At 61.8% G+C, this 26,597-nt stretch carries 20 protein-coding genes; 7 read left to right on the top strand and 13 right to left on the bottom strand.

Going from position 1 to position 26,597, the window contains the following annotated elements:
• Positions 1–82 precede the first annotated feature (82 nt).
• The 4 genes from E3E11_RS02320 to E3E11_RS02305 all read right to left on the bottom strand — a co-directional run bounded on the left by E3E11_RS02320 (position 83) and on the right by E3E11_RS02305 (position 5,347).
• Positions 83–817, bottom strand: coding sequence for an RluA family pseudouridine synthase (locus E3E11_RS02320; RefSeq protein ID WP_141451006.1), 735 nt, complete (start codon positions 815–817; stop codon positions 83–85).
• Positions 814–3,714 (bottom strand): DNA translocase FtsK, encoded by a 2,901-nt coding sequence (locus tag E3E11_RS02315; protein ID WP_457852425.1) that lies wholly within the window; start codon positions 3,712–3,714, stop codon positions 814–816. The genes E3E11_RS02320 and E3E11_RS02315 overlap by 4 nt, the downstream gene beginning before the upstream one ends.
• A 193-nt stretch (positions 3,715–3,907) precedes the next feature.
• A complete protein-coding gene (locus E3E11_RS02310) occupies positions 3,908–4,489 on the bottom strand; it encodes an RsmD family RNA methyltransferase (RefSeq protein ID WP_141451005.1) in 582 nt (193 codons plus the stop codon).
• Between the two features lie 81 nt (positions 4,490–4,570).
• On the bottom strand, positions 4,571–5,347 hold the full coding sequence (locus tag E3E11_RS02305) for a pseudouridine synthase (RefSeq protein ID WP_141452066.1): 777 nt from the start codon (positions 5,345–5,347) through the stop codon (positions 4,571–4,573).
• Between the two features lie 234 nt (positions 5,348–5,581).
• On the opposite strand from E3E11_RS02305, the gene E3E11_RS02300 reads away from it, so the two are divergent.
• Together E3E11_RS02300 and E3E11_RS02295 are read left to right on the top strand one after the other, a co-directional pair.
• Positions 5,582–6,049 carry a nucleoside deaminase gene (locus E3E11_RS02300; protein WP_141452065.1) on the top strand — a complete coding sequence of 156 codons (468 nt, stop codon included), beginning with the start codon at positions 5,582–5,584 and terminating at the stop codon, positions 6,047–6,049.
• Between the two features lie 322 nt (positions 6,050–6,371).
• Positions 6,372–7,958 (top strand): Do family serine endopeptidase, encoded by a 1,587-nt coding sequence (locus E3E11_RS02295; RefSeq protein WP_141452064.1) that lies wholly within the window; start codon positions 6,372–6,374, stop codon positions 7,956–7,958.
• 137 nt (positions 7,959–8,095) lie between these two features.
• Here E3E11_RS02295 and E3E11_RS02290 read toward each other — a convergent pair whose 3' ends face one another.
• The 6 genes from E3E11_RS02290 to E3E11_RS02265 all read right to left on the bottom strand — a co-directional run bounded on the left by E3E11_RS02290 (position 8,096) and on the right by E3E11_RS02265 (position 16,205).
• Positions 8,096–9,814 carry a TolC family protein gene (locus tag E3E11_RS02290; protein WP_141451004.1) on the bottom strand — a complete coding sequence of 573 codons (1,719 nt, stop codon included), beginning with the start codon at positions 9,812–9,814 and terminating at the stop codon, positions 8,096–8,098.
• Complete coding sequence (locus tag E3E11_RS02285; protein ID WP_141451003.1) at positions 9,811–11,718, bottom strand: FUSC family protein; 1,908 nt, start codon at positions 11,716–11,718, stop codon at positions 9,811–9,813. The genes E3E11_RS02290 and E3E11_RS02285 overlap by 4 nt, the downstream gene beginning before the upstream one ends.
• Positions 11,718–13,538, bottom strand: coding sequence for an FUSC family protein (locus E3E11_RS02280; protein WP_141451002.1), 1,821 nt, complete (start codon positions 13,536–13,538; stop codon positions 11,718–11,720). The genes E3E11_RS02285 and E3E11_RS02280 overlap by 1 nt, the downstream gene beginning before the upstream one ends.
• Before the next feature lie 6 nt (positions 13,539–13,544).
• Positions 13,545–14,666 (bottom strand): multidrug transporter subunit MdtN, encoded by a 1,122-nt coding sequence (gene mdtN / locus E3E11_RS02275; protein WP_141451001.1) that lies wholly within the window; start codon positions 14,664–14,666, stop codon positions 13,545–13,547.
• A gap of 33 nt (positions 14,667–14,699) precedes the next feature.
• On the bottom strand, positions 14,700–14,957 hold the full coding sequence (locus tag E3E11_RS02270) for a YtcA family lipoprotein (protein ID WP_141451000.1): 258 nt from the start codon (positions 14,955–14,957) through the stop codon (positions 14,700–14,702).
• Between the two features lie 102 nt (positions 14,958–15,059).
• On the bottom strand, positions 15,060–16,205 hold the full coding sequence (locus tag E3E11_RS02265; protein WP_141450999.1) for a threonine aldolase family protein: 1,146 nt from the start codon (positions 16,203–16,205) through the stop codon (positions 15,060–15,062).
• Positions 16,206–16,415: 210 nt separating this feature from the next.
• On the opposite strand from E3E11_RS02265, the gene folD reads away from it, so the two are divergent.
• From folD to E3E11_RS02250, 3 genes are all read left to right on the top strand, one after another.
• Complete coding sequence (gene folD, locus E3E11_RS02260) at positions 16,416–17,372, top strand: bifunctional methylenetetrahydrofolate dehydrogenase/methenyltetrahydrofolate cyclohydrolase FolD (RefSeq protein ID WP_141450998.1); 957 nt, start codon at positions 16,416–16,418, stop codon at positions 17,370–17,372.
• Between the two features lie 364 nt (positions 17,373–17,736).
• The gene (locus E3E11_RS02255; protein WP_141450997.1) at positions 17,737–18,966 is read left to right on the top strand and encodes an HlyD family secretion protein; all 1,230 of its coding nucleotides are present in this window, start codon (positions 17,737–17,739) and stop codon (positions 18,964–18,966) included.
• A gap of 109 nt (positions 18,967–19,075) precedes the next feature.
• The gene (locus E3E11_RS02250; RefSeq protein ID WP_331250975.1) at positions 19,076–20,602 is read left to right on the top strand and encodes a DHA2 family efflux MFS transporter permease subunit; all 1,527 of its coding nucleotides are present in this window, start codon (positions 19,076–19,078) and stop codon (positions 20,600–20,602) included.
• Between the two features lie 29 nt (positions 20,603–20,631).
• Here the strand turns inward: E3E11_RS02250 and E3E11_RS02245 are convergent, their stop codons facing one another.
• Complete coding sequence (locus E3E11_RS02245; protein ID WP_141450996.1) at positions 20,632–21,270, bottom strand: TetR/AcrR family transcriptional regulator; 639 nt, start codon at positions 21,268–21,270, stop codon at positions 20,632–20,634.
• Between the two features lie 284 nt (positions 21,271–21,554).
• Here E3E11_RS02245 and E3E11_RS02240 point away from each other — a divergent pair, with 284 nt between their 5' ends.
• Positions 21,555–23,081, top strand: a complete 1,527-nt coding sequence (locus E3E11_RS02240; protein ID WP_231119009.1) for an efflux transporter outer membrane subunit — start codon at positions 21,555–21,557, stop codon at positions 23,079–23,081.
• A gap of 233 nt (positions 23,082–23,314) precedes the next feature.
• Here the strand turns inward: E3E11_RS02240 and E3E11_RS02235 are convergent, their stop codons facing one another.
• Positions 23,315–24,142 carry a YfdX family protein gene (locus E3E11_RS02235; protein WP_231118962.1) on the bottom strand — a complete coding sequence of 276 codons (828 nt, stop codon included), beginning with the start codon at positions 24,140–24,142 and terminating at the stop codon, positions 23,315–23,317.
• A 513-nt stretch (positions 24,143–24,655) separates the two neighbouring features.
• On the opposite strand from E3E11_RS02235, the gene E3E11_RS02230 reads away from it, so the two are divergent.
• Positions 24,656–26,065, top strand: coding sequence for a purine-cytosine permease family protein (locus E3E11_RS02230; RefSeq protein ID WP_141450994.1), 1,410 nt, complete (start codon positions 24,656–24,658; stop codon positions 26,063–26,065).
• A gap of 18 nt (positions 26,066–26,083) precedes the next feature.
• Here E3E11_RS02230 and E3E11_RS02225 read toward each other — a convergent pair whose 3' ends face one another.
• Positions 26,084–26,491 (bottom strand): hypothetical protein, encoded by a 408-nt coding sequence (locus E3E11_RS02225; protein WP_141450993.1) that lies wholly within the window; start codon positions 26,489–26,491, stop codon positions 26,084–26,086.
• Between the last annotated feature and the right edge of the window lie 106 nt (positions 26,492–26,597).

Here is a 26,597-nt window from a genome sequence, read left to right as displayed (position 1 = left end):
CATCAGGGCTCGGTATAACCGCCATTGATGTTGAGTGCGCTATCGAGCCGAAGGCTGGGCGCCTTTGGTGAACAGGCCCCTTTCAGGCGGGCGCCATCGTGGCAATGAGGCGCGCCATGTCAGCTTCAGGCGGGGCGACGGCTTCAAGAGGCTTTTCGCTTTCCGGTCCCTTAACCTGGAGCTGCCGGGCCAGAAGCTGCATGGGCACATGTGATAAACCCGGATGGGGAACGGTGCCATATACAGGATCCCCCAGAATGGGCGTGCCCAACGTTGCGCAATGCACGCGCGCCTGATGGGTCCGTCCTGTCAGCAGTTCCAGTTCCAGCAGGCTGATGTCCTTCTCCGGGTTGTGGGCCACAAGCTTCCAGCGCGTGCGGGCCGGCAGAGCGCCTGAGCCTTTATCGGTTCCCGTCATGCCGGAGGCCGGCACGGCGGCCATTTTCCATCCCTGCCCGTTCCCTAGGCTTTCCTTGTGCAGGAAATTGTCGATCAGGCCTTCCGCCTGCACGGGCCGTCCCTGCACGATAGCCCAGTAAACCTTGCGCACCTGCCGCCCGGCAAAGGCTTCCTGCAGCTGGGTGAGAGCTGTCTTTCTGCGGGCGATCAGCAGGCAGCCGGCCGTATCGGCGTCAAGGCGGTGCACCAGCCAGGGGCCGCCGCGCTTCTGGGGCAGGAAACGGCTTTCAACCGTGTCGGTGGTGCGCGGACCGGGGTGGACAGGGAGGCCTGAGGGTTTGTTGATGATGGCGCAGCGGTCATTTTCCCACAGGATCGGCAGCGCTGCGCCTGGGCGGAAGAGGGGAGGGGGGCTCATGAGAACCCATCCGCGCCTTCCCCGTCTTCATCCTCGCCGTCGAAATCATTGCCACGCGACCTGGAGGCCAGGATTTCGCGCTTGCCGACATGGTTGGCCGGGCTGATGATGCCTTCGCGTTCCATCTGGTCGATAATGTTGGCGGCGCGGTTATAGCCGATGGAGAGGTGGCGCTGCACGAAGCTGGTGGAAGCGCGGTTCTCGCGCAGGACCAGATTGACCGCCTGCTCATAAAGGTCGCTCGAGCCATCCCCGTCACCGCCCTTGCCGCCTCCCGAGCTGCCGGATGCGCTTTCCTCAGGCTCCTCATCAGCCACCACGTCAGCATTGTAGACCGGCTGGCCCTTGGAGCGCAGGTCATTGACGACCGCCTCCACTTCCTCATCGCTGATGAACGGGCCGTGCACACGTGTGATGCGCGCGCCGCCCTGCATGAAGAGCATGTCGCCGCGCCCCAGGAGCTGTTCTGCGCCCTGTTCGCCGAGAATGGTGCGGCTGTCGAACTTGTTGGTGACCTGAAAGGAAATGCGGGTCGGGAAGTTGGCCTTGATGGTGCCGGTGATGACATCCACCGAAGGCCGCTGTGTGGCCATGATGACGTGAATGCCCGCCGCACGCGCCTTCTGCGCCAGACGCAGGACGGCGGCCTCGATCTCCTTGCCGGCGGTCATCATCAGATCGGCCATCTCGTCGATCACGATGACGATATAGGGCAGGTGCTCAAGCGGCAGCCGGTGCTCGTCAAAAACCGGACGGCCCGTTTCAGGGTCGAAACCGGTCTGGATCCGGCGTGTCGGCGCTTCGCCTGAATCGCGCAGGCGGCGGATCCGGTCGTTGTAGCTGCTGATGTTGCGCACCTGGTGGTCAGCCATCAGGCGGTACCGGCGGTCCATCTCCTGAACGGCCCATTTGAGCGCTGACACCGCCTTGGGCGGCTCCGTCACCACGGGCGTCATGAGGTGGGGGATGCCGTCATAGATGGAAAGCTCGAGAATCTTGGGGTCGATCAGGATCAGGCGGCAGTCTTCAGGGCTGAGCCGGTAGAGGAGCGAGAGGATCATGGCATTGATCCCGACCGATTTGCCCGAGCCGGTCGTGCCCGCAACCAGCAGGTGGGGCATGCGCGCCAGGTCAGCAAAGACCGGTTCACCGGCGATGTCCTTGCCGAGCGCCAGCTCCAGCTTGCCGCGTGAGCCGGTCCAGGCCTTGGTCTGCAGCAGCTCGGGGAAATAGACCGTTTCCCGCTCGGCATTGGGCACTTCAATACCGATGACATTGCGCCCCGGCACGGTGGCGATACGCACGCTGAGCACGGCGAGGGAGCGGGCGATATCGTCAGCCAGGCCGATGACGCGTGCCGAACGGACGCCCGGTGCGGGCTCCAGCTCGTAAAGGGTCACGACCGGTCCCGCCCGGTAGCCGGTGATGCTGCCCTGCACGCCGTAATCATTGAGGACGCTCTCCAGCAGGCGCGCATTGGCCTGCAGCGCTTCTTCCGACAGTCCGGTCTGGCCCGAAGGCGGCGGCGGGTTGAGCAGGTCGAGCGAAGGCGGCTCCCACGCGGCGCTGGGGGCTGGCGGGGCAGCGGAAGCTGCAACGGGTGCAGGGGCTGCCTGTTGCACGTAAGGCGCGGGGCCGGCCGGTGCGGCATTGCCGCCCCCATCGCCGAGGCTGCGGCTGATGAAGCGCCTCAGGGTCTGGCCGGGCGTGCTGGGTGCTGCGGGCAGGGGCGCCTGCGTGTATTCCTCCTCATCGCCTTCATCGTCAATCTGCCGGGGGATGGGGGGCGGTGGGCTGTCACTGGTGCGGTGGATTTTGGCCAGCATTTCCGCATAGGGATTGGGCGGTGGTTCCTGTGGCTCAGGCGTGTGGGGGGCGGCGCCATAGTTGCCGTAGCCGTGATTGGCTTCTTCAGGCGTTTCGGCGCCAGACATCGCCCGCTCCCAAGGCGCCAGGTCGGACTGGGCTGCCTGGGGCGGCTCGACCCAGGTGGAAGCGGGGGCGGTTTCTGTCTGCGGGGGCAGGGCCGGGGCAGCGCGGCCGAACTGGCGCCGGGGAAAGCCGCTGGGCAATGTTGTGCCGTTCATGCCGGCAACGCTTGCGCGGGCAGGGATGGGCTGGGGCTGGTAGACGCGCCCACTGGATGGCGGCTGCGGCGTGCCGCGCAGGCCCCGCCACGCACGCACGGGCCAGCGTGCCATGGCCCACAGCCCGCGCCCGACCGCCCGCCATTCATAGCCGTGCAGCCCCATGGACAGGGGCACGAGGATGCCCAGCAGGCTCAGGGCGAGCATGACGCCCAGCACGGTGCCGGTCGCGCCCATCTCCCACTGCATGGCGTTCAGCAGCTTCCGCCCCAGAGAGGCGCCGACCTCCCCGCCCAGCCCACTGGCTGAGGGCCAGGCAACCTGGCCGCCGGGCAACAGAAGCTGCAGCACGCCCACAAAGAGGGCCGCAGCGGGCAGCAGCAGAAGGGCGGCAACGATGCGCAGCAGCGGCGCATTCATGCCGTGGTGGCGCACCAGCCGCCAGGCCCAGGCCAGCAGGACCAGAACAGGCAGGATGCAGCCGAGACCGAGCATCTGGATCAGTGCATCCGATACCGTCGCTCCCGCGCGCCCGAAGAGATTGGTCGGCTGGGTGCCGGTGGCCGTGTTGAAGGAAGGATCATGCGGGTTGAAGCTGAACAGGGCGGCAGCAATACCGACGGCAACCACCAGAAGCCCCAGCCCGATCAGCTCCATCAGCCGCGCCGAGAGCAGGCGTGACAGACGGGACGCCGCAACGCTTGGGCCTTTGCCCGGGGGAAGGCTGCCCTGCGGAGCGATGTCAGCTGGCGGGGTGCCAGGCGGCTGAATGGCGGAAGACTGGCGGCGCAAACGTCTGAGAAAAGCCAAGGCGGCCTCTATTCCTTATCGGGAGTTCTGCCTTTACGCGTTCAAGCGGAGCAGGAAAGCTGTCAGGGTGCCGGTGCGGAGACCGGCTGGAAATATTGTGAAAAGCGATATTATAAGCTGCGGGGCAGAATGATAACCCGCCATGATGCGGCTATGCATGATTCTGCCGTGTGCGGAAGCTGGCAGGAAGGGGTCAGGGGCCTGTTTGACCCTCTGGCCGGTATTGCGTCCAGACCGTCAGCAGCGCTGCGCCGGAAGGACGGGCGGCCAGCAGCTCGGCCCCTGGAAGCTGGAAACCTTCAGGCGTGTTTTCCGTTTCGGCAACGATGACGGATTGGGGGCTGATCCAGTCCATATGGCTGAGGGCACGCGCGCCTTTTCTGACCAGGTCACGCCCGTAGGGCGGGTCCAGAAAAACGAGCTGCGCTGTCTCGCGGGCCCGTGGCGGACGTGTCGTGTCGCAGGGGAGAACGCGGACGCGCTCTTCCATGTGGCAGCTGCGGATATTGTCCCACAGAACGGCAAGGCCTGGGCGGCTTTTCTCCATGAAGACGGCACGGGGGGCGCCGCGTGAAAGCGCTTCTAGCCCCAGCGCGCCTGTGCCGGCAAAGCCATCAAGGACCAGGGCCTGTTCGAGCTTCTCACGCCCGAACCAGGGCGCATGGATCAGCATGTCGAACAGCGCCTGGCGCGTGCGGTCGGCAGTGGGTCTGGTGCGATCGCCTTTCGGCACACTCAGCCTGCGTCCTTTTTCACTGCCGCCGATAATGCGCATTGCGGGCCTCTTTCATCAGGTAAAAATCATGGGAAGGGGCCCATGGCTGCTGGCTGGAAAGCCTGTGCTGCCAAACCCTGTTCAGCGTTTTTTGTGGCGCATGGCCTCCTTGAGGGCAGGGATCTGCTCGGCAATCACCTTGCCCGGCACTTCCTCCAGTTCGCCCGGCTTGAGGTTGCCGAGCTGGAAGGGGCCGTAAGAGAGGCGCAGCAGCCGGCTGACATGCAGGTTCAACCCCATCATCACGCGCCGGATTTCGCGGTTCTTGCCCTCGCGCAGGCTGACGGTCAGCCAGGAGTTGTCGCCGCGCTGCGAATCAACGACCGCCTCGATCGGTCCGTATTCCACGCCTTCAAAACGCGATCCCCCGGCCAGGTCCGCCAGCCGCTTTTGGTCCACCTCGCCGAAGACACGTACCCGGTAGCGCCGGATCCATTTGCGCGCTGGCAGTTCCAGCTCGCGTGCAAGGCTGCCGTCATTGGTGAGGAGCAGCAGGCCCTCGGAATTGAGGTCGAGGCGTCCCACGCTGATCACACGTGGCAGTCCGGGCGGCAGGGAATCGAATACTGTCGGGCGGTCCTGCGGGTCGTGATGGGTGGTGACCAGGCCGCAGGGTTTGTGGTAGCGCCACAGCCGGGTACGCTGGGGCGGCTCGACGGGTTTGCCATTGACCAGGACGCGGTCAGTGGGCAGCACGAAAGTGGCGGGGTGGGTGACCCGGTGGCCGTTCACCACGATGCGGCCTTCATCAATCATGCGCTCAACATCACGTCGGCTCGCCACCCCGCAGCGGGCGAGAAACTTGGCGATCCGCTCGCCGCGCTGTGCGGCTTCCTCGGCGGGCAGCAGAGGCCCCATGACGGGCGCGGAAGCGGGGTCCGGCTGTGGGTCTGAGGAGTTGGAACGGGCAGGAGGAGAAGGCGCGTTTTTCATCTTTCCGACATAGACCGCCCGTTGAATGGCTGCAAACCTTTCCCGCAGTCTGTTTTCTGCAACAGCCTGCACGGAATTAAACGGAGAGACATCTTGGAGAAGCACCCAGCCCTGGAGGAAAGACGCCATGCCGGGGGCCCTCTCAGTCCTTCCGAAGCTATGGCAATGGCGCTGGAGGAAGCGGCACAGGCTGCGCGTTGCGGCGAAGTGCCGGTCGGCGCGGTGGTGCTGGATGCCGAAGGGTGCCTGCTGGCGCGCGCTGCCAACCGGGTCGAGCGAGACCTTGACGCCTCTGCCCATGCCGAGATTCTGGCCCTGCGACGGGCTGCGCGGAAGATTGGCAGCGCACGCCTGGAAGGCTGCACGCTGGTGGTGACGCTGGAGCCCTGTGCCATGTGCGCGGCCGCGCTGGGGCATTTTCGCATCCGTCGCCTGGTTTACGGCGCTTATGATCCCAAGGGAGGCGGGGTGGACCATGGCGCGCAGCTCTTCCGCCAGCCAGGTTGCCTGCACCGACCGCAGGAAATCATCAGTGGCATGAACGAAAGGGAGAGCGGCGCGCTCCTGCAGGCGTTTTTTCGTGGTCTCAGGTCTCTGCCGTTGGCAGAAAATCGCAGAAATCCATAGAGGACTTTTCCAGTCCGTTACGGATGTTTTAGCTTTGCTTCCGTTGAAGATTTTTCCGGTGACGCCATATCTCCATTCAAGTCTTCAGAATGCAGAGCTGCTTCATCTGGTCAAGGCGCGTTTCCGTCAGGAGAAATGCAAGACGGGTGAAGGGCTGTGTGGACTGAATAAAGAACAGTTCCAGACGTGTCTTGAATATTCCGGTTTTTATTGTTCACGTCGCCATTGTATTATTGTCAGGATCGTTGAGATGACCTCGCCTTCCCGTTTTCCTCTCTTCCGTGATGTTTTTTCTTTCCGCAGGATGCCTGTCAGGCATTCCATGCGCTTCTCACTTGCCCTGCTGACAGCTGTTCCGCTGATCGGTGCGGGGCTGCGTCCTCTCCCGGCTCTGGCTGATCCGGCTGCTGGGACCGATAGCGGGGCTGCCAAGACAGCGCCGATCAACCCGCAGAGCACGGTTTCCACCACAACCTCCGGCGCTCCCTGCAAATGCCAGGGCCTGCCTGATTTCGTGCAGATCGTGCACAAGGTGAAGCCTGCTGTTGTTTCCATCAGCGCGCGTATCAAGGAAGATGACGTCCAGGAAGGCCCGTCCGGTTCCGCCCCCATGGGCCCTGGCAACGGGATGGGCATGGGCGGCGGCATGGGGTTTCCCTTCCCCTTCATGCCCTTTCCCTTTCAGTCCGCCCCGCAGCCTTCCAACCGCCTGATCGAGGCGCGTGGCTCGGGCTTCCTGATTTCACCGGATGGCTACATCGTCACCAACAATCACGTTGTCAAAGGCGCGACCCGCGTCATGGTCAAGCTTGATGACGGCACGAGCCTGCCTGCGCGCATTGTCGGCACCGATCCCAAAACGGATCTTGCCCTGTTGCACGTCAAGGTCTCCAAACCGCTTCCTTATGTGGATCTCGGCAATTCCGATGATGCCCAGCCCGGCCAGTGGGTTGTCGCTGTGGGCAATCCCTTCGGTCTTGGCGGCACCGTGACGGCCGGCATCATTTCCGCCATGGGGCGTGACCTGCATTCAGGCGCCTATAATGACTTCATCCAGGTGGATGCGCCCATCAACCAGGGCAATTCCGGCGGTCCGCTGATTACCCTCAATGGCAAGGTCATCGGGGTGAACTCCATGATCATGTCCGCCAATGGCGGTGGCTCGATCGGCATCGGCTTTGCCATTCCGTCTGACACGGTCAAGGCCGTGGTGGCCCAGCTCCGCAAGAACGGTCACGTGGTGCGCGGCTCCATGGGTGTTGAGGTGCAGGACATTTCCCCTGTCATGGCGCAGGCCCTGCATCTGCCCCTGGCCGGACCGGGTGCGCCGCCGCATGGCGCGCTGGTGGCTTCAGTAGGCCGTGGCAGCCCAGCTGAAAAGGCGGGTCTGAAGAGTGGTGACGTCATTCTGGCCCTTAACGGTCACCCTGTTCTCAGCGGCCATGATCTGGCCGTGCACGTGACGGAGCTGGCGCCGGGCACCAAGGCCACTGTTGAAGTGCTGCGTGATGGCAAGAAGCAGAACATCGAGTTCGTGACGGCCAATCTGAGCGCCCGCAGCCCGGACCAGAACGCTGATGCGGCCGATACCAAGCCCGGTCGGGTCGGTGTGTCGCTGTCCTCGCTGACGCCGCGCGTCCGTCAGGAGCTGGGGTTGGATGAAAACGTGCAGGGCGCCGTGGTGGCAGGTGTCGCCCCTGACAGCCCTGCCGAGCATGCGGGTATCCGTCCGGGGGATGTGATTGTCGGCGTCGGTCCCCAGGCGACGCCCACGCCCAAAGCTGTGGTCACGCTGGTGCAGAAGGCCATGAGTGCCCATCAGCCGCCTCTCCTGCGCATCCTGCGTGACGGCCAGCAGCTTTTCGTTGCTGTCTCTCCTGACAGCAATGCGGATATGGGTGATGAGTGAGGCTGGTCGGTAACGGCTTCTCTGCAGCCCTGTTTCAGAAAGGCAGTTTCAAGTCTTTCTGAGAGAAAAGCGTTCTGCCTTTTGGGCAGGGCGCTTTTTTTCTGGTTCGCTCTTACAATGTTTCAACCCTGCAGCATTCAGGGAGAGACAGCTTCAGGCGTGGGTGGGAAAGCCAGGCCGGGGACTGTCCCGACCGCTCCGGTAGCCGGGGGCGCAAGAGGTGACGGCATTGCGCCTGGCGGCATGGACAGACCTGCCGGTGTTTCAGCAGGGGCGGTTGCGGCGGTGACAGCCTGCGCGTCACCCAGAGAGCCGGTGGCAAAGGCGAGGGTGGCAGCTGCGGCGAGGGTGGCATAATAGCTGTCTGACCGGCTCATCGTGGCGTTGAACAGGCCGTTCTGCATTTCCAGCAGGCGGGTTACTGTCCCTTCTCCGGAGCGATAGGCGGTCAAGGCGGCGTTGTAGCCGGTGCGCGCTGTCCGTTCGAGGGCGGTGGCGGCCTCGAACGCGCTTTGTCCGGTCGTCAGGCCATTTTGCGCGACGACGATCTCACGCACTGAATTGTCACGTGTCATCCGGAGTTTTTCGCGCGCACTGTCGGCATTGTTCTGGGCCTGGCGCAACTGGGCAAGGCGCATGCCACCATCGTAAATGGGAACAGTGATCCCCCCCAAAATCAGTCCGCTGAAATTGCTGTTGCCGATATTGAGGCTGGGCGAGCTGTTGGGGCCGATGCCGGGCAGACCTGTCAGCCCCAGCTGGCCTACGCTGTAGGTCGCATTGCCGGAGAGAAAGATCTTGGGGCGGAATTCTGCCCGCGCTGCTTCGATCCTGCTTTCAGCCGAGCGGGCCAGGGCATAGGCGGCCTGCACATCCGGCCGGCGTGCAACCGCTTCTTCCACCATGTGCTCGGTCAGGCGGATATCGGCCCGGGTCGGGCTGTGCCCTTCCGAGAGGCTGAGGGTGATCTGCGTGGTGGGCGGCAGCCCCATGGCGTTCAGCAGGCCGATATACAGGTTCTGTGTTGCCCCTTCCGCCTGGATCTTGCGCAGCTGCATCTGGGCCACTTCCTGCTCGGCCTGGGCTACGTCAATGGCGCTGGCCTGCCCATGCTGCAGGTTTGCTTTGGCCGCCTGGGCGATGGCGCGGGCATTGTCAAGCGCGCGGGCAATCAGCTGGATGTGTTCCTGTGCTGCGGCGTAGAGGTAATAGGCGAGAGTGACGTTGTAGATCACTTTCTGATGCGCGCCGGTGAAGCCGATGTCACTGGCCAGTGTTTCAAGGCGAACGGCTTTCTGGACGGCCTGTTTCTTGCCGAAATCAAAAAGCAGCCAGGTCATGGCGATGGACTGGAGCTCCCCGTCATTGTTGACGCCCATGCGTCCGTTGGAAAACGCCATGTTCTGCTTGGTGCGCTTCATGTGACTGTATCCGCCGACCACCGAGGCGGCGAGTTGGGGCAGATAGATGCTTTCGGAAATGCCGCTGGCCAGGGCCACGTTGCGGGCCGTGTTCCAGGCGACGCGTGTTTCCGGATTGGTGGTCTGGGCGATGTCGATCAGCTCAGGCAGGGAATAGGCATGATCGGCATGAGGGATGAGCGGCGTCCGCATGGCAGGAAGCCTGGCAGAAGGGAGGCGGTAGCCGGATGGCAGGGTGAGAGGTTTCTGCATCCCCCTGTTGTCAGAAGAGCCCTCAGAAGGGCCATCGAGGGCGAGGCGTCCCTTGGCATCCACATGCATCTGCCAGGGCCGGTCAGGGCTGGCAGGGGCATCCCGCAGGGCGCTTGTGGCACAGCCTGCCAGCAGGAAGGCAGGCAGAAGGGCCGGTAAACCGCAAAGATGCCGCGCCTTCATGGGGCAAGACCGTCAGTCAGGCGCTCGAAAAGTGCGGCAGCCGCGCCAAGTTCAGCCGGATAGTCCGGCGCGATCAGGATATCCCCTGCCAGTTCTCCTGCCTGCAACAGGAGGGTACGGTAAGTGCGCAGTTGCGACGGAGTGGGACAATAAGGGACAGGTTCAAGCATGTTGTATTCCAGCGTGCGTTCCGTCGAACTGATGGTTTCCGTCACTTTGGCGGTTGCGGCATAACGCAGCAATGGGGTCGGGGCGAGGGTTGCGGCATGCAGCTGGGTCTGCAGTTTTCTGAACAGGCCTGGCAGTTTCTGCCCGGCACTTTGCGGCCAGAAGCGCGTGAAGGCGACATAGGTGATGGCCAGTCCGATCAGAATGCCGATGACGCGATCGAGCGGCACACTCAGGTCGGTCGGTGGCTTGAAGGCTGTCAGGTCGGAAAGATACGAAGCCAGCACGATCTGCAACCCGGCATAGGCGATTCTTTCATTGCCGCATTTTATCCAGCCGCCGGCGAGAATGCCCAGTCCTAGCATGAGGATAAGCTGGGCGACATTGATGAAATGCGGGATGAGAAAGGCTGTGGCCAGTCCTGCCAGGGTGCAGCCGATGACAGCCCCGATGATGCGCAGGCGCTGCTTGGCAATGATCTCGCCCATCGTCGGCAGCGCCACCACGAAGCACGTGATGACGCAGGTGTGTATGCCGTTCCAGTTCAGGCCCTTGTAGATGAGGATGCTGAGCAGGACTGAAAGCGTGCCCTTGATGGCAAAGCGTATGTGGTTGGGGGTTTCAAAGGCCCCTGGCAGGAAGAACCTGCTTTTTGGAGGGGAGGGCAGCGTTTCTGAGGAAGGCGCACAGAGAACCTGCAGGAGGGCATTCAGTTTCTGCAGATCGGGGGAATGGAAACCGGCCTCGGGAACGGGATCCGGCAAGGCGTTGCGGTCGAGCAGGTCAGCCAGGGTCTCGAAGATCCCGGCGCAGCGCAGGCGTTCATCCAGAGGTGCGTCGTGAAAGGACTCTTCGCGGGCGAAGCGGGTGGTGAGGGCAAGCAGCGCGAAGCTGTTCAATACCCCCTGGCGTGCGCGGTTGAGCACAATCGGGCGCCAGAGCTTCTCCAGCTTGGCCATTCCCAGGCCTGTCAGCATGGGCGTTACGCCGACGAGGAGGAAATCGCGTGCTTTTTCCTGAAGGGTGGGATCTTCAGGGGCGCGGAGCAGCCCGGCGCAGGTCTTCAGGCGGGCGCTGATCTGGCCGAGCGTGAGCTGGAGGGGAGAAGGGGCGATGAGCAGGGCCATGGCAACCATGGTGGCCCCGGTAATGGCGGTTTCCAGCCAGGAATAAAGCAGGGCGCGCGAGATCAGGTCACTGATGGGGACCTGGTCCAGCATGAGGAGAAAGAAACAGAAACTCAGCCCGCTCATGATGCTGAGCAGGCCCAGTTTTGTGGCTGAGCCGAGGTAGAAGAAGATGAAGGTGAAGACCAGGTTGACGAACAGGGTCAGGAAGTAATTGTTGATGCTGAGAAGCACGGCCACATAGACCAGCACCAGCATCACGCTGAAAAGGCAGAAGACCGAAGTGCCGATGATGACATTGGTTACCCGGTCGGGTGCCCAGAGGGCGAGAATGATGATCGGCGTCAGTTCTGAAGCGGGGATATGCCAGATCTCGCCGATCATGATGGCCACGATGCTGGTGACCGTAAGGCGGATTGTATGCCCCATCCGTCCCGGTGCGGGTGCCCAGAGCAGCGCCCACAGCCGTTTCCAGGGCAGATAGGTGTATTCCCGGCTACCGGGCTGAAGCAGAACGGGGCTTTCGTCCCGCTCTTTCAGCCGTGCTGTCTGCGGCGGGGTCGGCCCTGCCGGTGTTGCCGTGCCAGCCATCGGGGTGGTCGGCGCCATCAGGCGGCGTGAAGCAAGGCAAGCTCGACCGCCCGGCTGGCCTGTTCCAGGCGGTGTTTGCACTGGCTGATACGTTGGGCCGGCAGGCGATAGGAGAGCGGTTCGACCAAGTTGTATTCCAGCATCCGGTGAGTCCGCGCGATCGCTTCTTCGGTCAGGGCGCCGTAGAAGGTTTTTTCCATGACAGTCTGACTCTTTTCTGTAAGACGCAGCAGATCGTCAACTTTCCGCAAAAGCCCCGGCAGCTTGCTGGCCGCACTTGTGGGATAGATGCAGGTGAAGACGACGTAGCTGATAAGCAGCCCCAGAAAGGTGCCGATAATGCGGTCACGCGGCACATCAAGGTTGGTGGCAGGGGTGAAGGTGGCCAGGGTGGACAGGAAAATGGCGATGCCGATCTGCATGCCGGCATAGGAGATGCGGGGGTCGCCGCATTGCACCCAGCTTGCGATGATTGTCATTCCCAGAAACATCAGGAGAAGCTGGGCGATGCTTATGAAATGCGGCAACAGCCATATGATGGCGCCCATACCCATGAGCGAGCCGATGGTGGCGCCGATCAGGCGCAGGTTCAGCTTGGCGATCACTTCTCCCATCGTCGGCAGGGCCCCGACGAAGCTGGTGATGACGCAGGTATGGATCCCGCTCCAGTCCAGGCCGCGGTAACAGAGAATGCCCAGGAAAATGGTGAGGGTGCCCTTGAAGGAAAAGATCGTATGGGCAGGATTGCTGAAGGCATCCGGCACAAAGAAACCCTTCGGCGTGGAAAGGACAGGCAATGGCGCTTTCGAGAAGCTGCAGAAAGCCAGCAGTGCAGCGCCCAACCGCTGCAGGGCAGGGTTGGAAGTGGTGGGAACGGAAGAGAGTTCCGGCAGGGCGTTGTTTTTGCAGGTTACAGCCATTTCCCGTAGCAGGGCGGCGTAAGCGCGCCGCTCTGCCGGGAGAGCCGCTTCAGGCGAGCAGCTGGCAAGGTCAGCCATGACCAGCACCGTGAAGCTGTGCAAGGCAGCCTGTCGCAGACGGTCGAGAAGGGGAGCTGGAAAGACTTTTTCCTTGGCGCTCAGAAACACATTGGCCAGCAGGGGTGTGATGCCCTGTTGAATCTGCTCCAGCACGTTCTGGCGGGCGCGAAAATCCTCGGGTGCCTCAAGCAGGCGTGCCGCAAGCTCCAGGCGCCAGGCCAGCCGACGGCCCAGCACCTGTTCCGGTGAGGGAGAGACGACCAGCGAGACACCGATCTGGATCACACCGATGAGGGCGAAGACCAGCCAGCAGTACAGGATGGCGCGGGTGGCCAGATTGCTGGTCGGCAACGTGTCCAGATCGCTGAGAAAGAAGGTTACGAACAGGCCGCCCAGCATCGCCAGCACCCCGAGCTTGCTGGAATTTTCGAGAAAAAAGAAAACGTAGGAGAAGACGAGGTTGATGAAGAGAATCAGGAAGTAATTGTTGATACTCCAGAAGACCCCGAGATAGATGACTGCCATCACCACCGTGAAATACAGGATCATGATGAGGCCGAGCAGGCAGTTGGTCACCCAGTCCTCTTTCCACAGCGCCAGCAGCATGACAGGCAGAAGCTGTGTCATGGGAATCTGCCATGTCTCACCGACCAGCACAGAGATCAGGCAGGCTGCTGTCGCGCCCAGCGTCTGGTTCATCCGGCCGGGTGTAGCTTCCCATAACATATGCCAGAGACTGCGCAGCGGCAGATGCGTGTATTGCCGCCATGTCGTCTGGGCTTCGCGCATCCGGGCCCGTGCTTGGGTCTCTGAACGGTAACGTTCCGTTTGGAAGAAGGGACGGCGCAGGAGGGACATGAAGGGTCAGGGACGGCAGGCGGCGCCGTGCTTCATTTCGATATTGGCGGTTGCCCCCATGCGCAGCAGCTCCACATGGGGTGTGTCGATACGCACGCGCACCGGAAAGCGCTGGGCTACGTGAACCCAGTCCATCTGGCGGGCCACGTAAGGCACGCTGGTGGGGATGGATTTGTAGTCATCGCTCAGCACGCCCCAACCGATGCTCAGCACCGTGCCTTTCATGGGAATGTGCCGGTTGATCATGGAATAGACGGTGGCACAGTCGCCAGGCTTGATCGGCGGAAGATCCAGCTCGCGGATATTGGCCATGGCATACCAGGTGCTGTCGGTGATCAGCGTGAACAGGACCTGATGAGGGGCGAGCAGTTCGCCTGACCGGACATCCAGACTGGCCACGTAGCCATCTTGGGGAGCGTAGACCCGTGTCTGGTTGAGATTGTACTGCGCCTGCGCCAGAACCGCGCGGCTGCTGGCCAGGGTCGCTTCAGAGCGTTTGAGGTCGCCGATGGCTGTGATGGCGGCGGCATTGCGCTGTTTGGCGGCAGCCAGCTCATTGTCGGCGTCGCGCAGATGCGTGCGGGCCTGGTCGAACTGCTGCCAGCTGACATAGCTCTGGCGTGCCAGAGGGGCCAGGCGCGCCACGGTACGGGCAGCAAGGCCCTGGTTGGCCTGGGCGGCGCGCAGGGCGTCAGCGCTGGCCGCGGCATTGGCGCTCGCAACGCGCATCTGGCGTTTCTGCGAATCATATCCGGCCTCGGCCAGGGCCGCATTGGCCTGAGCCTGGTGAAGGGCGATCACATAAGGTTCCGGGTCGATCTCATAGAGCAGCTGTCCTTTGCGGACATGCTGGTCGGTCTCGATATACAGTCCTTTGACGCGCCCGCCGACTTCAGCGCCGATCTGGACAACGTCTGCCGTGATGGTGCCGCTGTCGGTTGTCGGATGCTGGAAAGAGGATCTGTTGACAAAAAGCGCCAGCGCCACCACCCCCAGAACCGCCAAACCGGCGATAAGGTAGCCGACCGGTTTGCCGCTGCGGATTTTCGTGCCCGTAATGTTCTGTGACGCGTGCTTCTTTTCTGAAGCGGGGGCAGCAGGGGAAGACTTGGGATCGGAAGCAGACATGGAGTGCCGGGGATAGGGGTGGAAAAAGAAGGGTCAGGGGCCGAAAAAGATATACCATGTCGCCAGGCCGATGATCCCGCCCAGAGAGAGATAAGTGCACAGGCGTAACGTCAGGTAACGGTCGATCCCGAGCGCCAGAAACAGCACCCGCAGGAGAAGGGCGCTCAGAACGCCGCCGAAAAGGCAGAGAAGCCAGCTCGGAAAATAAGCCCCCGCTACTGGGAAATCAGTCGTGCCGCGGATGGTGCAGGCCGCCGCAGGCAGATTGGCAGCCAGAAGGCCGATCTTCATGCAGCTACGGCTCTTTCTGCCAGCATGAAGCAGCCGGTCGCAGCCTGGTTGATGGGAGAAAGGGAAAAGCCGGGCCTTGCTCATGGAGAAGATCGTCCGAGATCAGGGCGCGAAAGTGGCAGCCAACAGCGCATCGACGTCCTGTGGGCGCGTATAGAAGCTGGTGACGAACCGAACGAGGGTTCCAGGCACGCCTGGCGGCGTGGGGAAGCGGTAGAAGCGATACCCGTCTTTTTCCAGCCTTGCCAGCGTGGGATCGGGCAGAACCACGAAAACTTCATTGCCCTGCACGTTGAAAGGCAGATGGGCGGCCGGATGATGCAGCAGACCCTGCAGGAGCCGTTGCGCCATGGCATTGGCATGCCGGCCGTTTCTCAGCCACAGATCGTCTTTCAGGAGTGCCAGGAGCTGCGCACTCATGAAACGCTCCTTGGACCACAGATGACCGCTGCGCTTGAGAAGATGGGGCATCGCAGCCACCATGGGGCGCGTGCGCTCATTGAGAAAGAAGAGGATGGCTTCTGCAGCCATGGCCCCGTTTTTCGTGCCGCCGAACACCAGCATATCCACTCCTGCCTGGCTGGTGGTTTCAGCGGGGGTGCAGTTCAGGTGGGCGATGGCATTGCTGAGGCGTGCGCCATCCATGTGGGTTGCGAGACCGTGTCCATGCGCGGTGGCCGTCAGGACCTTCAGCTCTGCAGGCTCATAGACCGTTCCCCATTCCGTCGCCTGGGTCAGCGACAGGACCTTGAAAGGCGGGGCCAGGACGCCTTTTTCGCGGTTGAGAGCCAGGGCTTCCTGCAGGGCATCAGGCGACATGCGCCCGTCCGGGGAAGGCAGGCCGGTGAGTTTGCTGCCAGAGGTCAGGAACTCCGGGGCACCGCCTTCATCGACGTTGATATGGGCACTCTGGTCACAGAGAACCCCGCCCCAGCCTGGGGTCATGGCACTCAGACCCACGGCGTTGGCAGCCGTGCCGGTGACGATGGGAAAAGCCACGGTTTCAGTTTCGAACACTTCAGAGAAGCGCTGGTTCAGGGCGCCGGTCAGCTCATCTTCACCATAGGAGGGAACACTGCCCTGATTGGCCTCGATGAGGGCCGCCATGACTTCCGGGCAGGCAGGGGTAACGTTGTCACTGGCGAAGTTGAGCCGCGGGGCGGTGGAAGAATCCAGGTCGGCCTGCGGATGCCCGGCCGTCGGCTGCTTGCCGGAAGCGGCAGAATGGGGCGGGATCTCAGGCATCATGGCTCCTTTCTGGTTGTGCTTCCACTGCCTCCCACCGGGACGGGCGATTGGTGTCATTGCGGGAGGGCGCTCGGGCCAGACTGGATGAGAAGCGGGGTTTCGTAAAGAGCTGTACTCAGGAGCGCAGCTCAGTATTCCTGTCGCCCGATGCGCGAGAAGTGTTTATGACAGAGAGCTTGTTGCAGCAGGTTTCAGTGTGGAGTTCCCCTCATGGCCGCCTCTCCCTTTCTTCGTCCGTCCCCAACAGACGGGGCCACGCTTATCGATGGCAAGGCCATGGCCAATGCTCTGACCAGGGAGGTCAGTGAAGCTGTCGCAGAGCTGGTGGCCAAAGGGGCACCGGTGCCGGGACTGGCGGTGGTGCTGGTCGGCAATGACCCGGCCTCTGAAATCTACGTCAAGAACAAGGCCATCCAGACGCATCGGGCGGGGATGCGCTCTTTCATGCACATGCTGCCTGAATCCACCACCCAGGCCGAGCTGATGGCACTTGTCAGCGTTCTCAATGCCGATCCTCAGGTGCAGGGCATTCTGGTGCAGTTGCCGCTGCCCCCCCACATCGACCCGGTTGTGGTGACCAATGCCATCCATCCCGACAAGGATGTGGACGGTCTGGGTGTGGTCAATACGGGTAGGCTGGCCCTGGGAATGAAAAACGGCCTTGTGCCCTGCACCCCCCTGGGCTGCCTGATGCTCCTGCAGGCCGTGCAGGCGGACATGACCGGTCGCCAGGCGCTGGTGATCGGGGCCTCCAATCTCGTGGGCAAGCCCATGGCACAGCTTCTGCTGCAGCAGAACTGCACGGCCACGGTTGCGCATGTGCACACCCGCAATCTGCCCGAAATATGCCGTGAAGCTGATATCGTGGTTGTGGCGACAGGCAAGCCCAGGCTTGTTGAGGGCAGCTGGATCAAACCCGGGGCCACAGTGATTGATGTCGGCATCACGCGCCTGCCCCAGCCTGATGGACGCAGCAGGCTGGTGGGAGACGTGGATTTTTCTGAAGTCGAAAAAGTGGCGGGTTACCTGACACCTGTGCCAGGCGGCGTCGGACCCATGACGATTGCCTGCCTGCTGCTCAACACGCTCAAGGCAGCGCGTCTGCAGAAAAAAGCAGGCCGGGAAGGTGAAGAGGGGGCGGAGCAGGATTTGGGAAGCGGTATCTGATCTTGTAAGAGAGACCGGATTATGAGGGGTGGGGTTTCCGGAAGTTTGCGGGCCCGCACCTGATTTTAAAGACAGACTTGTCAAGTGCTGCGGTGTATGCCATTGCTTCCTGACCGATTGGTCAGTGGCAGAAATCTGCAGGAAAGCGCGCAGAAAACCCTGCCGTTTCCTACTGGGGCTCTTCTTTCGGCCCTGATCTGCCGGGTCAAGGCGTGCGGCAGGATCCCTGCGGCTGCCAGCGCCTGCAGAAAAAAGCAGGCCGGGAAAAACAGTCAAAGAACAACCGAGGCTGATCTTGCCTCTGCTCAGGACGTCCGCAACGACGCAACAGGGCCCGTGCCTGGGCCCGCAACAGGGACCTAGAATGGCGCAAGACGAGTCGCAGAATCATCCGTCTAATCATTCATCAGCCCCCCCTTCCGAGACGCCGCGGGTGCAGGCGCCGGCACGGGCGGAAGAAGGCGAAGCAGTGCCTTCTGCTGAGCGGCCAGCGGCGCAACCGGCCAAGAAAGCTGAGACGGGCGAGGCGCCTGCAAAGCCGGTGCCGAAAGGCAGCTCCGCCAAACGGCTGCTGCTGATCCTGCTGGTGGTCGTGGTCATTCTGGGGATCGGACTTTATCTCTTCTTCCACCGGAACGATGTCGAGACGGATGATGCCTATACCGTCGGTCGCAAGGTGGCCATCGCCCCGCATGTGAACGGTTACGTGTCGCAGCTGCTGATTGATGATAACCAGTTCGTCCACAAGGGCGACCTGATGGTGACCATTGACGGGCGTGACTATATTGCCAGCCTGCACCAGGCTCAGGCTTCATTGCAGCAGGCCCAGGCCGACATGGTTGCATATGGCCTGGCCGTGGAAGTGGCGCAGAAGAATTATCCGGGCCAGCTGGTGATCGCCCAGGGTAATCTGGCGCGCGCGCGCGCTGACCTCTTCAAGGCTGAAACCGACTATGCCCGCCAGCACCGGGTCATGCGTGCCGCCACTTCGCAGCAGGACATTGATTATGCCCGCGCCCAGCTGGATTCAGCGCGCGGTGCGGTGACCATGGCGCAGGGTCAGCTGACGCAGGCGCAGCCTGTGGTGCCGAACATCAAAAGTGCCGATGCCCGCCTGAGCCAGGCTCAGGCCAGTCTGGCCGCGGCCAAGGCAGCGATGGAAAAAGCAAAGCTGAACGTGGAATGGACAGCCGTGCGTGCGCCGCATGATGGCTGGATCTCGCAGCGTACGGTCGAGCAGGGAGACTTCGTTCAGACAGGCGAGGAAATGTTCTCGATCGTGGAGCCGGAAGTCTGGGTGGTGGCCAATTACAAGGAAACCCAGATCACCTATATGCATGCGGGCCAGAAAGTGAAGATTTCCGTCGACGCTTATCCAGATCTGCGCCTGGAAGGGCATATCAATTCCCTGCAGATGGGTTCTGGCGAGGCGTTCAGTGCCTTCCCGCCTGAAAATGCTACCGGTAACTTCGTCAAGACCGTGCAGCGTATTCCCGTCAAGATCCTGATCGACAAGGGCCTGGACCCCAAGCGTCCTCTGGCCCTTGGACTCTCGGTGGAGCCGGTGGTCGATCTGGCAAGCGGTGGGCAGTGAAGTGAGTGCCGCAACCACGGCTGCCAATCCACCGAAAGATGATGGCTCGGCTGGCAAGGCGCAGGAGGCGGCAGCGCATGAGAACTGGCGCCCCAGGCACAATCCCTGGCTGATTGCCGTCGTGGTGACGATGGCAGCCTTCATGGAAGTGCTGGACACCACGATCGTCAACGTCGCCCTGCCCCATATCGCCGGTGCGCTCGGCAGTTCCTATGACGATGCCACCTGGGCGCTGACATCCTATCTGGTGGCCAATGGCATCGTGCTGACCATTTCAGGCTGGCTGTCGCGCCTGTTCGGCCGCAAGAGATATTTCCTGATCTGCATCATCGGCTTTACGGCCATGTCGTTCATGTGCGGGTTGTCCACGTCGCTGCCGATGCTGATCATCTTCCGGCTGGCGCAGGGATTTTTCGGCGGCGGTCTGCAGCCCTGCCAGCAATCCATCATTCTTGACATCTTTCCGCCCTCGCAGCGCGGCGCCGCCTTCAGCTTGACAGCCATTGCCACGATCGTCGCCCCGGTGCTGGGGCCGCTGCTGGGAGGATGGTTGACCGACAATTTCAGCTGGCGCTGGATTTTCTACGTCAACGTGCCCTTCGGAATCATCACCACGATCCTGGTTGCCATCCTGTTGGAGGACCCGCCATGGGAGCGCAGCCGTCGCGAGCGGATTGACGTGGTCGGCATCTCCCTGATCTCCATCGGCCTGGGTTGCCTGGAGATCATGACCGATCGCGGCGAGGACCTGGACTGGTTCGCTTCGCCCTTCATCCGTCTCATGGCCATTATGGGTGTCGGTTGCACGGTGGCTGCGATTATCTGGCTGTTGAAAGCCAAACATCCCCTGCTGCAGCTGCGGGTGCTGAAGAACCGCAATTTCGCCCTGGGCACGCTGATGATCGGTGTGGTGGGGATGGTGCTTTACGCCTCAGCGGTGATCGTGCCGCAATTTGCCCAGCAGGTGCAGGGATACACCGCGACCCTGGCCGGTGAACTTCTGGCGCCAGGCGGCGTGGCGATCATCCTGCTGATCCCCGTTGTCGGGCAGCTCATGAAGCGCGGCGTGCCCCTGCATTACATCATCGCCTTCGGGTTTTTCACCATGGCGATGTCGCTCTTTCTGGCAGCCCAGCTCTATGCCGATGTTGATTTCAGGTTTCTCGTTCTGTGCCGCATCAGGCAGACGGCCCCGCTGGCTTTCCTGTTCGTGCCCATCAACATGCTGGCTTTCTCGACGCTGCCGCGGTCGCTGAATGCTGACGGTTCGGCACTTTTCAGCATGGTGCGCAATTACTTCGGTTCCCAGGCCATCTCTCTTTCCGGGGCATTGCTGACAGAATCGCGGCAGGTGCACCAGAATGATGTGTCCAGTTACATGTATCTGCCGCGCTCTGAAGTGCACAACTACCTGGTTCACGGCCAGAAACTGGCGGAAGCGCATGGCTTTGCGCCTTTGCGGGCGCAGGCCTGGTCCATGTATCACCTGTACAATGTATTCCAGCAGCAGGTGGCGATGCTGGCCTATAACGAGGTGTTCGACATTCTGGGTCTGGTTGCCCTGGGCATGGTGCCGCTTTGTCTGATCGCAGCCCCACCGCGCAAGCCGAAGGCGGCCCCGGGCGGGGCGCATTGATGTCCGGCTTTCCCTCCCAGCGTCTGTTTTCAGGGCGCGTAGATGCGCAGGAAACTTTCTGCCGTCAGGGTTGCGATGCGCGTGATGCTGGCCGGATCGTCCTCAACGGGGATCATGAACCGCCGGCGCTGGACGATCCGCGTCTGACACAGCATCATGAATTGGTCGGCTGCCAGCTGCGGGTCGCTGATGTTCAGCTGCCCGCGTGCGGCAGCGGCGGAAAACCAGTGCGAGAGATTTTCCAGCGTGCTGGCGAAACCATTGTGCCAGAAGATATCGGCAAGCTTGGGAAAATGTGCCGCCTCCGTTACGATAATGCGGTACAGCCCCAGGGCGTGGGGCTGGAGAAGCACATTGATGATTCCTTCAGCCGCCTGAGTCAGGCTGTCGCGCAGGTTGGGGCTGTCGTTGCGCCCCAGAACCTCGAGGGCGGCCTGCATCTGACTGCTGGTCTGGCGGAAAAAAGCGCTGAACAGATCCGCTTTGCTGGCGAAATGATTGTAAAGCGTGCCTTTGGAAACCCCGGCCATGCGGGCGATCTCCGACATGCTGGCGCCTTCATAACCGGATTCCAGAAAAACCCTGCCTGCCCCTTCCAGAATCTGACTCCTTTTGTCGGCGGGCGAGGTGCAGGGCGAAGCGTTGCTGGTCGGAGGCGAAGATATCATGCGGTTCGGCTTTCCGGCTGGAAGCGGGGTCCCGGCAGGCAGAGGGGCGGGGCTCATTACAGTTCGGGGCGGATCAGACTGACCGATCCGTTCGGTCATTGCAGGAGTTTCCGGCAATGACAAGAGCAAGGACAGAAACGATTTCTTTCCCCAGCCCTTCCGGTTATTTCCCCCACAGGAGCCCTTCTGTGAAAAACCTTCTTTCATTTCTTGCTCCGCCCCACTGTCAGCGGTCACTTCAGGCGCCGAAGAGGGCGGGAGCAGTCAAATCCCTGTTGGGCGGCGTGGCTTTGCTGGCACTTTCGGCCTGTCAGGTCGGGCCGCATTATCATCCGCCCCATTCCTGGGCGCCCAGAAACTTCGTGCCCCAGACGGAGGCCAACGCGCCGACACCGCCTTTGAGCGTGGTGGTCGAGCGGCCTTTTGACAGCGACTGGTGGAAGGAATTTCACGATCCCCTGCTAACCTCCCTGGAAGAGCGGGTGGCAGTAGAGAACCTCAACTTCCAGATGGCGACCTCGGCCCTGCTGGCAAGCCGGGCGGAAATGCAGATTGCCGGGGCTGAACGTTTCCCGTTCATGTCAGCCCAGGGCACTTATAACTATACCCAGAACAGTTCACGCCAGCTGCAGGAGATCATCCGGCGCATCGGCCGTGATTCCAGTATGCCGGGGCCCAATCCTTTCCAGACGATGGACCCCAATGATATCAAGATTCCCTTGCTCAATCAGTGGAATTACGGGATTGACGCCACCTATGAGGTCGATCTCTGGGGACGGGTGGCGCGCCAGTATGAAGCGGCCAAGGCGATCATGAAAATGACCCAGGAAGAGCAGCGCTCTGTTCTGCTGGCGCAGCAGGCGGACATGGCGCGCGATTATCTGACTCTGCGCGGGGACCAGAAGCGCACGCAGGTTCTGGCGCAGAATCACAAGACCCTGGCGGACCTGCTGGCCCTGACTGAGAATCGTTATCGCTCGGGACTGGTCTCGGAAGTCGATGTGGAGGCGGTCAAGGGCAGCCTGCATGATGTTGAAGCGCAACAGGCTTCGCTGGCCCAGACCGTCTCTCAGGAGAAAAATGCCATCGCCCTGCTGTTGGGCGCACCGCCCCACAGCCTGGACAGTGAGCTCGACAGGCCGGCCACTATTCCGACCGTGCCGCCTTACGTGCCGATCGGCCTGCCGTCTGAGCTGGCGCACCGGCGCCCCGACATCCGTGCTTCTGAAGACCGCCTGCGGGAAACGGTGGCTGAAGTGGGCGAGGCTGTGGCCGATTTCTATCCGAAAGTAACCATCAATGCAGATTTCGGCATGCAGACCCTCTCCTTCAAGGATCTGACGATGTGGAATGCGCGTGCCTGGAATGTCGGCCCCAGCATTTCCCTGCCGATCTTCCAGGGGGGGCGACTGGTCGGGCAGTTGCGGCTGAAGAAAGCCGAGCAGAAGACAGCGGCGATCTCCTATCGCCAGACAGTGCTGAAAGCCTGGAACGAAGTGGATAACGCTCTGAAAGCCTATCGTCAGGAACAGTTTCATCGCCAGGGGCTGCTGGCCACCACAGAGGATGAACAGCGGCGCCTCCAGCTGGCGACAAGTCAGTATCGCTCCGGGTTGGCGACTTATCTGGACGTGCTGGATGCGCAGTCGCGCGTGCAGAATGCTGAAATGAGCCTTGCTTCCAGCGATGCGGCGCTGGCTGACGATCTGGCCCGCCTTTACAATGCTCTGGGCGGGGGCTGGGAAAGCGTGCTGCCCGCGGATGAGGATAAGGGCGGCCAGAACAGGACTGCGCCTTCAACCCGTCCTTGAGCTGAAGGGTCAGGCTGGAGTCCTCAACAGCCGTTCCACAGGTTTCCCACATGGTTTTCCACAAGGAAAAATGGCGGAAAACCGGTGGTTTTCGAAAGAGCGGTCAGAGTCGTCCACAGGGCCAGAATAACAAGACCCCCGGCAGGATCCTGCCGGGGGTCTTGTTCTGAGGCCGCGAACCGCCTGACGTGTCTTGCGGTGCCAGGCGGCTCGGCTCGAGCAGGGCTTCTGCCTTACTGAGCGGCCGGCTGGGCAGCGGGAGCTGCTGCAGGGGCCGGAGAAGCCGGCGCCGTGGCTGCCGGAGCGGCAGTGTTGGCAGCTGCCGGGGCACCCGGAGCCGGAAGTTCGGTGGTGTAGAAGTTTTCAGACACGGCCACCAGGCTGTTCAGCGCTTCGGTCAGAGCCGCACTGGCTTCCTTGTCATTCTTGTTCTGGGCGAAGACGAGGGCGCGGTTCACGTCACCTTCGGTCTGGGCCAGCGGGGCCAGATAGAGAATGAAGTCAAGATCGCTGCTGACGATCTGCACGTTCTGAAGAGCTTCAGCGGTCTTGCCGGCTTTCAGCAGGGCATTGGCCTTCTGAATGGCAGCCTTCTTCTCAGGCGCAAGAGTGTCGCTGACGATGAATTCACCGGCAACCGGGATCCAGGTGACCTGGCCCTGCTGGGGAACATGGGTGGAAGGAAGCGGATGCTGCGGGGCAACCTGCAGCTGGGCTTCAGCAGCCATGAACTTGTTGTCGGCTTTGCCGGCAGCCTTCAGGCGGTCAGTGGCCTTCTTCAGGCTCTTGATGGCCTGGTCGGTCTTGTTGGCATTCAGGAAGTCCTGGGCTTCCAGAATGTCGATCAGCGCATACTGGCCATCAACCGAAAGGTGGCGGAAATCGTGACGTGCCTTCACCTTTTCCCAGTGGCGATGCAGGGAACGAATGGGGTGGAAGCCCGAGTGGTGCGCGGGCGCAGCAGCCGGCGCCGTGTCGTCAGCCATGGCGGGAACAGCGCTGAACATGCCGCCCATCAGGGCGGCAACGGCGGCGAAGCGGATGGAAGCGTGCAGAGACATGGACTCTCCTCCAGACAAGAAGTTGTATTGAACCCACCTTCTCCGGGACTGCGGCGCAGTGACCCAGACAGGTGTGGAGCAGAAAGTATTCTGGCCGAACCCTGCGCCCCCGCCTAGGGCAAAGAAGTGAATTTTATTACAAATGCATGGGAATTTGCATGAGAATTCGCGGAATGTGTCGGGAAAAAGACAGAAAATGGGAACCAGCCAGATTTCAGCCATGTTTGCCTGTCGTGTTTCCGACATATTTCCAGCCTTATACCCCCTGTTCTCAAGGCCGGCGGAGGTTTGTCGCGCTGGGAACACCCTTCTGAGAAGGAGGGCCTCAAAAAGAAAGGACAGACCTGTCGGGATCAGGGCTATCGATAAAGAGGGCCCGTGAAAGGACGGTTGGCCTTCCGAGTGGGCGCAAGAGGGAAAAGAGATGGCAGATCGGGCTTAACCACGGTTTTTCTTTTTTCTGCCCTCTGTTAGGTCTTCCCCAGCTTCGTCGCCTGTAGGAAACTCCGCGCCATGACCCAGCCCGCCCCGTCTGTTCCGCGCCAGAAGACCTTCGAGCACCACACGATCTACCCCATTCCCGTCCATGAACGGCACGGGCGCGTGTCGGATCTCTTCACGGTCTGGTTCAGCGCCAACATGACACTGCTGACGGTGGTGACCGGCGCGCTGGCGCCGGTGGTGTTCGGGCTTTCGCTGGTGTGGTCGGTACTGGCGATCGTTCTGGGCAACATGGCCGGCGCTGTGTTCATGGCCCTGCATGCCGCTCAGGGACCGCAGCTCGGGGTGCCGCAGATGGTGCAGAGCCGCGGGCAGTTCGGGCTTTACGGCTCGGTGCCGGTCATCGTCCTGGTCATACTCATGTATATGGGCTTTGCCGCTTCCAACTGCGTGGTGGGGGGAGAGGCCCTGACGCATGTCGTGCCGGCTCTGGGACGTACCGGCAGTATCGTGCTTGTGGCGTTTCTCACCCTTGTCCCCTGCGCGATGGGCTACCGGACCATCCATCTGTGCTCGAAAGTGGCCAGCTGGATTTCAGCTGCAGCCGTCCTGCTGGCGCTGCTCTGCACACTGCGCAGTCTGTCGCCGGGCCTGCTGGGCAACCTTCATGGTTCGGTAGCCGGTTTTTTCGGGGCGTTTTCGGTCGCAGCACTCTGGCAGATCGCTTATGCGCCCTACGTGTCGGATTCCTCGCGCTACCTGCCGCCCACGCAGCGGGCCATGCGCCTGGCTTTCGGCGCCAGCTATGGCGGCAGCGTCATCGGTGCCGTGCTGCCGATGATTCTGGGCAGCCTGCTTGCGCTGCAGTGGCCAGGTCTGCCGGTGGCCGCAGCGCTGGCTGATGCAACCGGTCCGCTGGGCGGGGTCATTCTGCTCGTGTTGGCGCTGGCCATTCCTCTTGCCAATGCGATGAGCGTCTATTGCGGCACGTTATGCAGCCTGACTTTCGTGCAGACTTTCCGGCCTGCCTGGCATTTCGGCATGCCTGCACGTCTGGGCACGACAGTGGCCCTGCTGGCGCTGGCGCTTCTCATGAGTCTGGGAATGGCGGATGACTTCCTGAAGGCCTACACATCCTTTCTCGACGTGCTGATGGCCATTCTGGTTCCGTGGACTGCCATCAACCTGACGGATTACTATCTGCTGCGTCACGGCGAGTATGATGTGGCGGCTTTTTTCGCGCCTGATGGCGGGCGGTACGGACGCATCAATGTGGCGGCGATGGTCTGTTATCTCATCGGCGTGGCAGTGGAACTGCCCTTTCTCCATATCAGTCTCTATACCGGCTGGGCAGCGCACTGGATGCGGAATGTGGATCTTTCCTGGCTCGTCAGCCTGACCGTGACCAGTCTGATCTACTGGCTTTGGATGCGTCGCGCTGCCAGTGCGCAGTCTCTCCTGCACAGCGGGCATGCGGAATGAACCCGTGCCTTTCAGCTGTCAGCTGTGCCAGTGGGGAAGGATGACTTTGACCACGATGCTGCAGCCGATACCGAGGCAGAAAGTGAGCCCCACCGACCACCAGGCATAACGCAACTGGACAGCAGCTTTGGCGAATTCCCGGGGCAGATCGGTGACAGGGGCGTTTTTCAGAATGGTCAAGGCTGCCACACAATAATAGACCGTCATGCCAAAGCCGATACCGGTAATGAGGGGAGCAAGGCGCCCTGCGCCGCTGTTGAGGGCGCAGGCGATCACGCTCAGAACCGTGGCGAACCCGGCCCAGATAAGCAGGGAATTGGTGATCCACTGCTTGCGGCGCAGCTGCTGGACAAGGGCTGCTGCAGCCGGGTCGGTTTTTGAGCCTGGTTCTGAAGGTTTTTTTGCAGGTTCAGTAGGATGGGTCATCGGCGGTTTCCTGGAATATCGTCTGGAATGTCGCAAGGGGCTGGGAAAGACGCGACTTTGATGGGGGAAAAAGCGGCAGAAAAAGACGTAAAGTCAAGGCTGGATA

This window comes from Oecophyllibacter saccharovorans, assembly GCF_006542375.1.
GTDB classification, from domain to species: domain Bacteria; phylum Pseudomonadota; class Alphaproteobacteria; order Acetobacterales; family Acetobacteraceae; genus Oecophyllibacter; species Oecophyllibacter saccharovorans.
This window is presented reverse-complemented; position numbering and strand designations above follow the sequence as displayed.

Coding starts and splice junctions, on each gene's coding strand:
- E3E11_RS02320 (WP_141451006.1), bottom strand. CDS start 817: ATGAGCCCCCCTCCCCTCTTCCGCCCAGGCGCAGCGCTGCCGATCCTG.
- E3E11_RS02310 (WP_141451005.1), bottom strand. CDS start 4,489: ATGCGCATTATCGGCGGCAGTGAAAAAGGACGCAGGCTGAGTGTGCCG.
- E3E11_RS02305 (WP_141452066.1), bottom strand. CDS start 5,347: ATGGGGCCTCTGCTGCCCGCCGAGGAAGCCGCACAGCGCGGCGAGCGG.
- E3E11_RS02300 (WP_141452065.1), top strand. CDS start 5,582: ATGGCAATGGCGCTGGAGGAAGCGGCACAGGCTGCGCGTTGCGGCGAA.
- E3E11_RS02295 (WP_141452064.1), top strand. CDS start 6,372: ATGCGCTTCTCACTTGCCCTGCTGACAGCTGTTCCGCTGATCGGTGCG.
- E3E11_RS02290 (WP_141451004.1), bottom strand. CDS start 9,814: ATGAAGGCGCGGCATCTTTGCGGTTTACCGGCCCTTCTGCCTGCCTTC.
- E3E11_RS02285 (WP_141451003.1), bottom strand. CDS start 11,718: ATGGCGCCGACCACCCCGATGGCTGGCACGGCAACACCGGCAGGGCCG.
- E3E11_RS02280 (WP_141451002.1), bottom strand. CDS start 13,538: ATGTCCCTCCTGCGCCGTCCCTTCTTCCAAACGGAACGTTACCGTTCA.
- mdtN (WP_141451001.1), bottom strand. CDS start 14,666: ATGTCTGCTTCCGATCCCAAGTCTTCCCCTGCTGCCCCCGCTTCAGAA.
- E3E11_RS02270 (WP_141451000.1), bottom strand. CDS start 14,957: ATGAAGATCGGCCTTCTGGCTGCCAATCTGCCTGCGGCGGCCTGCACC.
- E3E11_RS02265 (WP_141450999.1), bottom strand. CDS start 16,205: ATGATGCCTGAGATCCCGCCCCATTCTGCCGCTTCCGGCAAGCAGCCG.
- folD (WP_141450998.1), top strand. CDS start 16,416: ATGGCCGCCTCTCCCTTTCTTCGTCCGTCCCCAACAGACGGGGCCACG.
- E3E11_RS02255 (WP_141450997.1), top strand. CDS start 17,737: ATGGCGCAAGACGAGTCGCAGAATCATCCGTCTAATCATTCATCAGCC.
- E3E11_RS02245 (WP_141450996.1), bottom strand. CDS start 21,270: ATGATATCTTCGCCTCCGACCAGCAACGCTTCGCCCTGCACCTCGCCC.
- E3E11_RS02235 (WP_231118962.1), bottom strand. CDS start 24,142: ATGTCTCTGCACGCTTCCATCCGCTTCGCCGCCGTTGCCGCCCTGATG.
- E3E11_RS02230 (WP_141450994.1), top strand. CDS start 24,656: ATGACCCAGCCCGCCCCGTCTGTTCCGCGCCAGAAGACCTTCGAGCAC.
- E3E11_RS02225 (WP_141450993.1), bottom strand. CDS start 26,491: ATGACCCATCCTACTGAACCTGCAAAAAAACCTTCAGAACCAGGCTCA.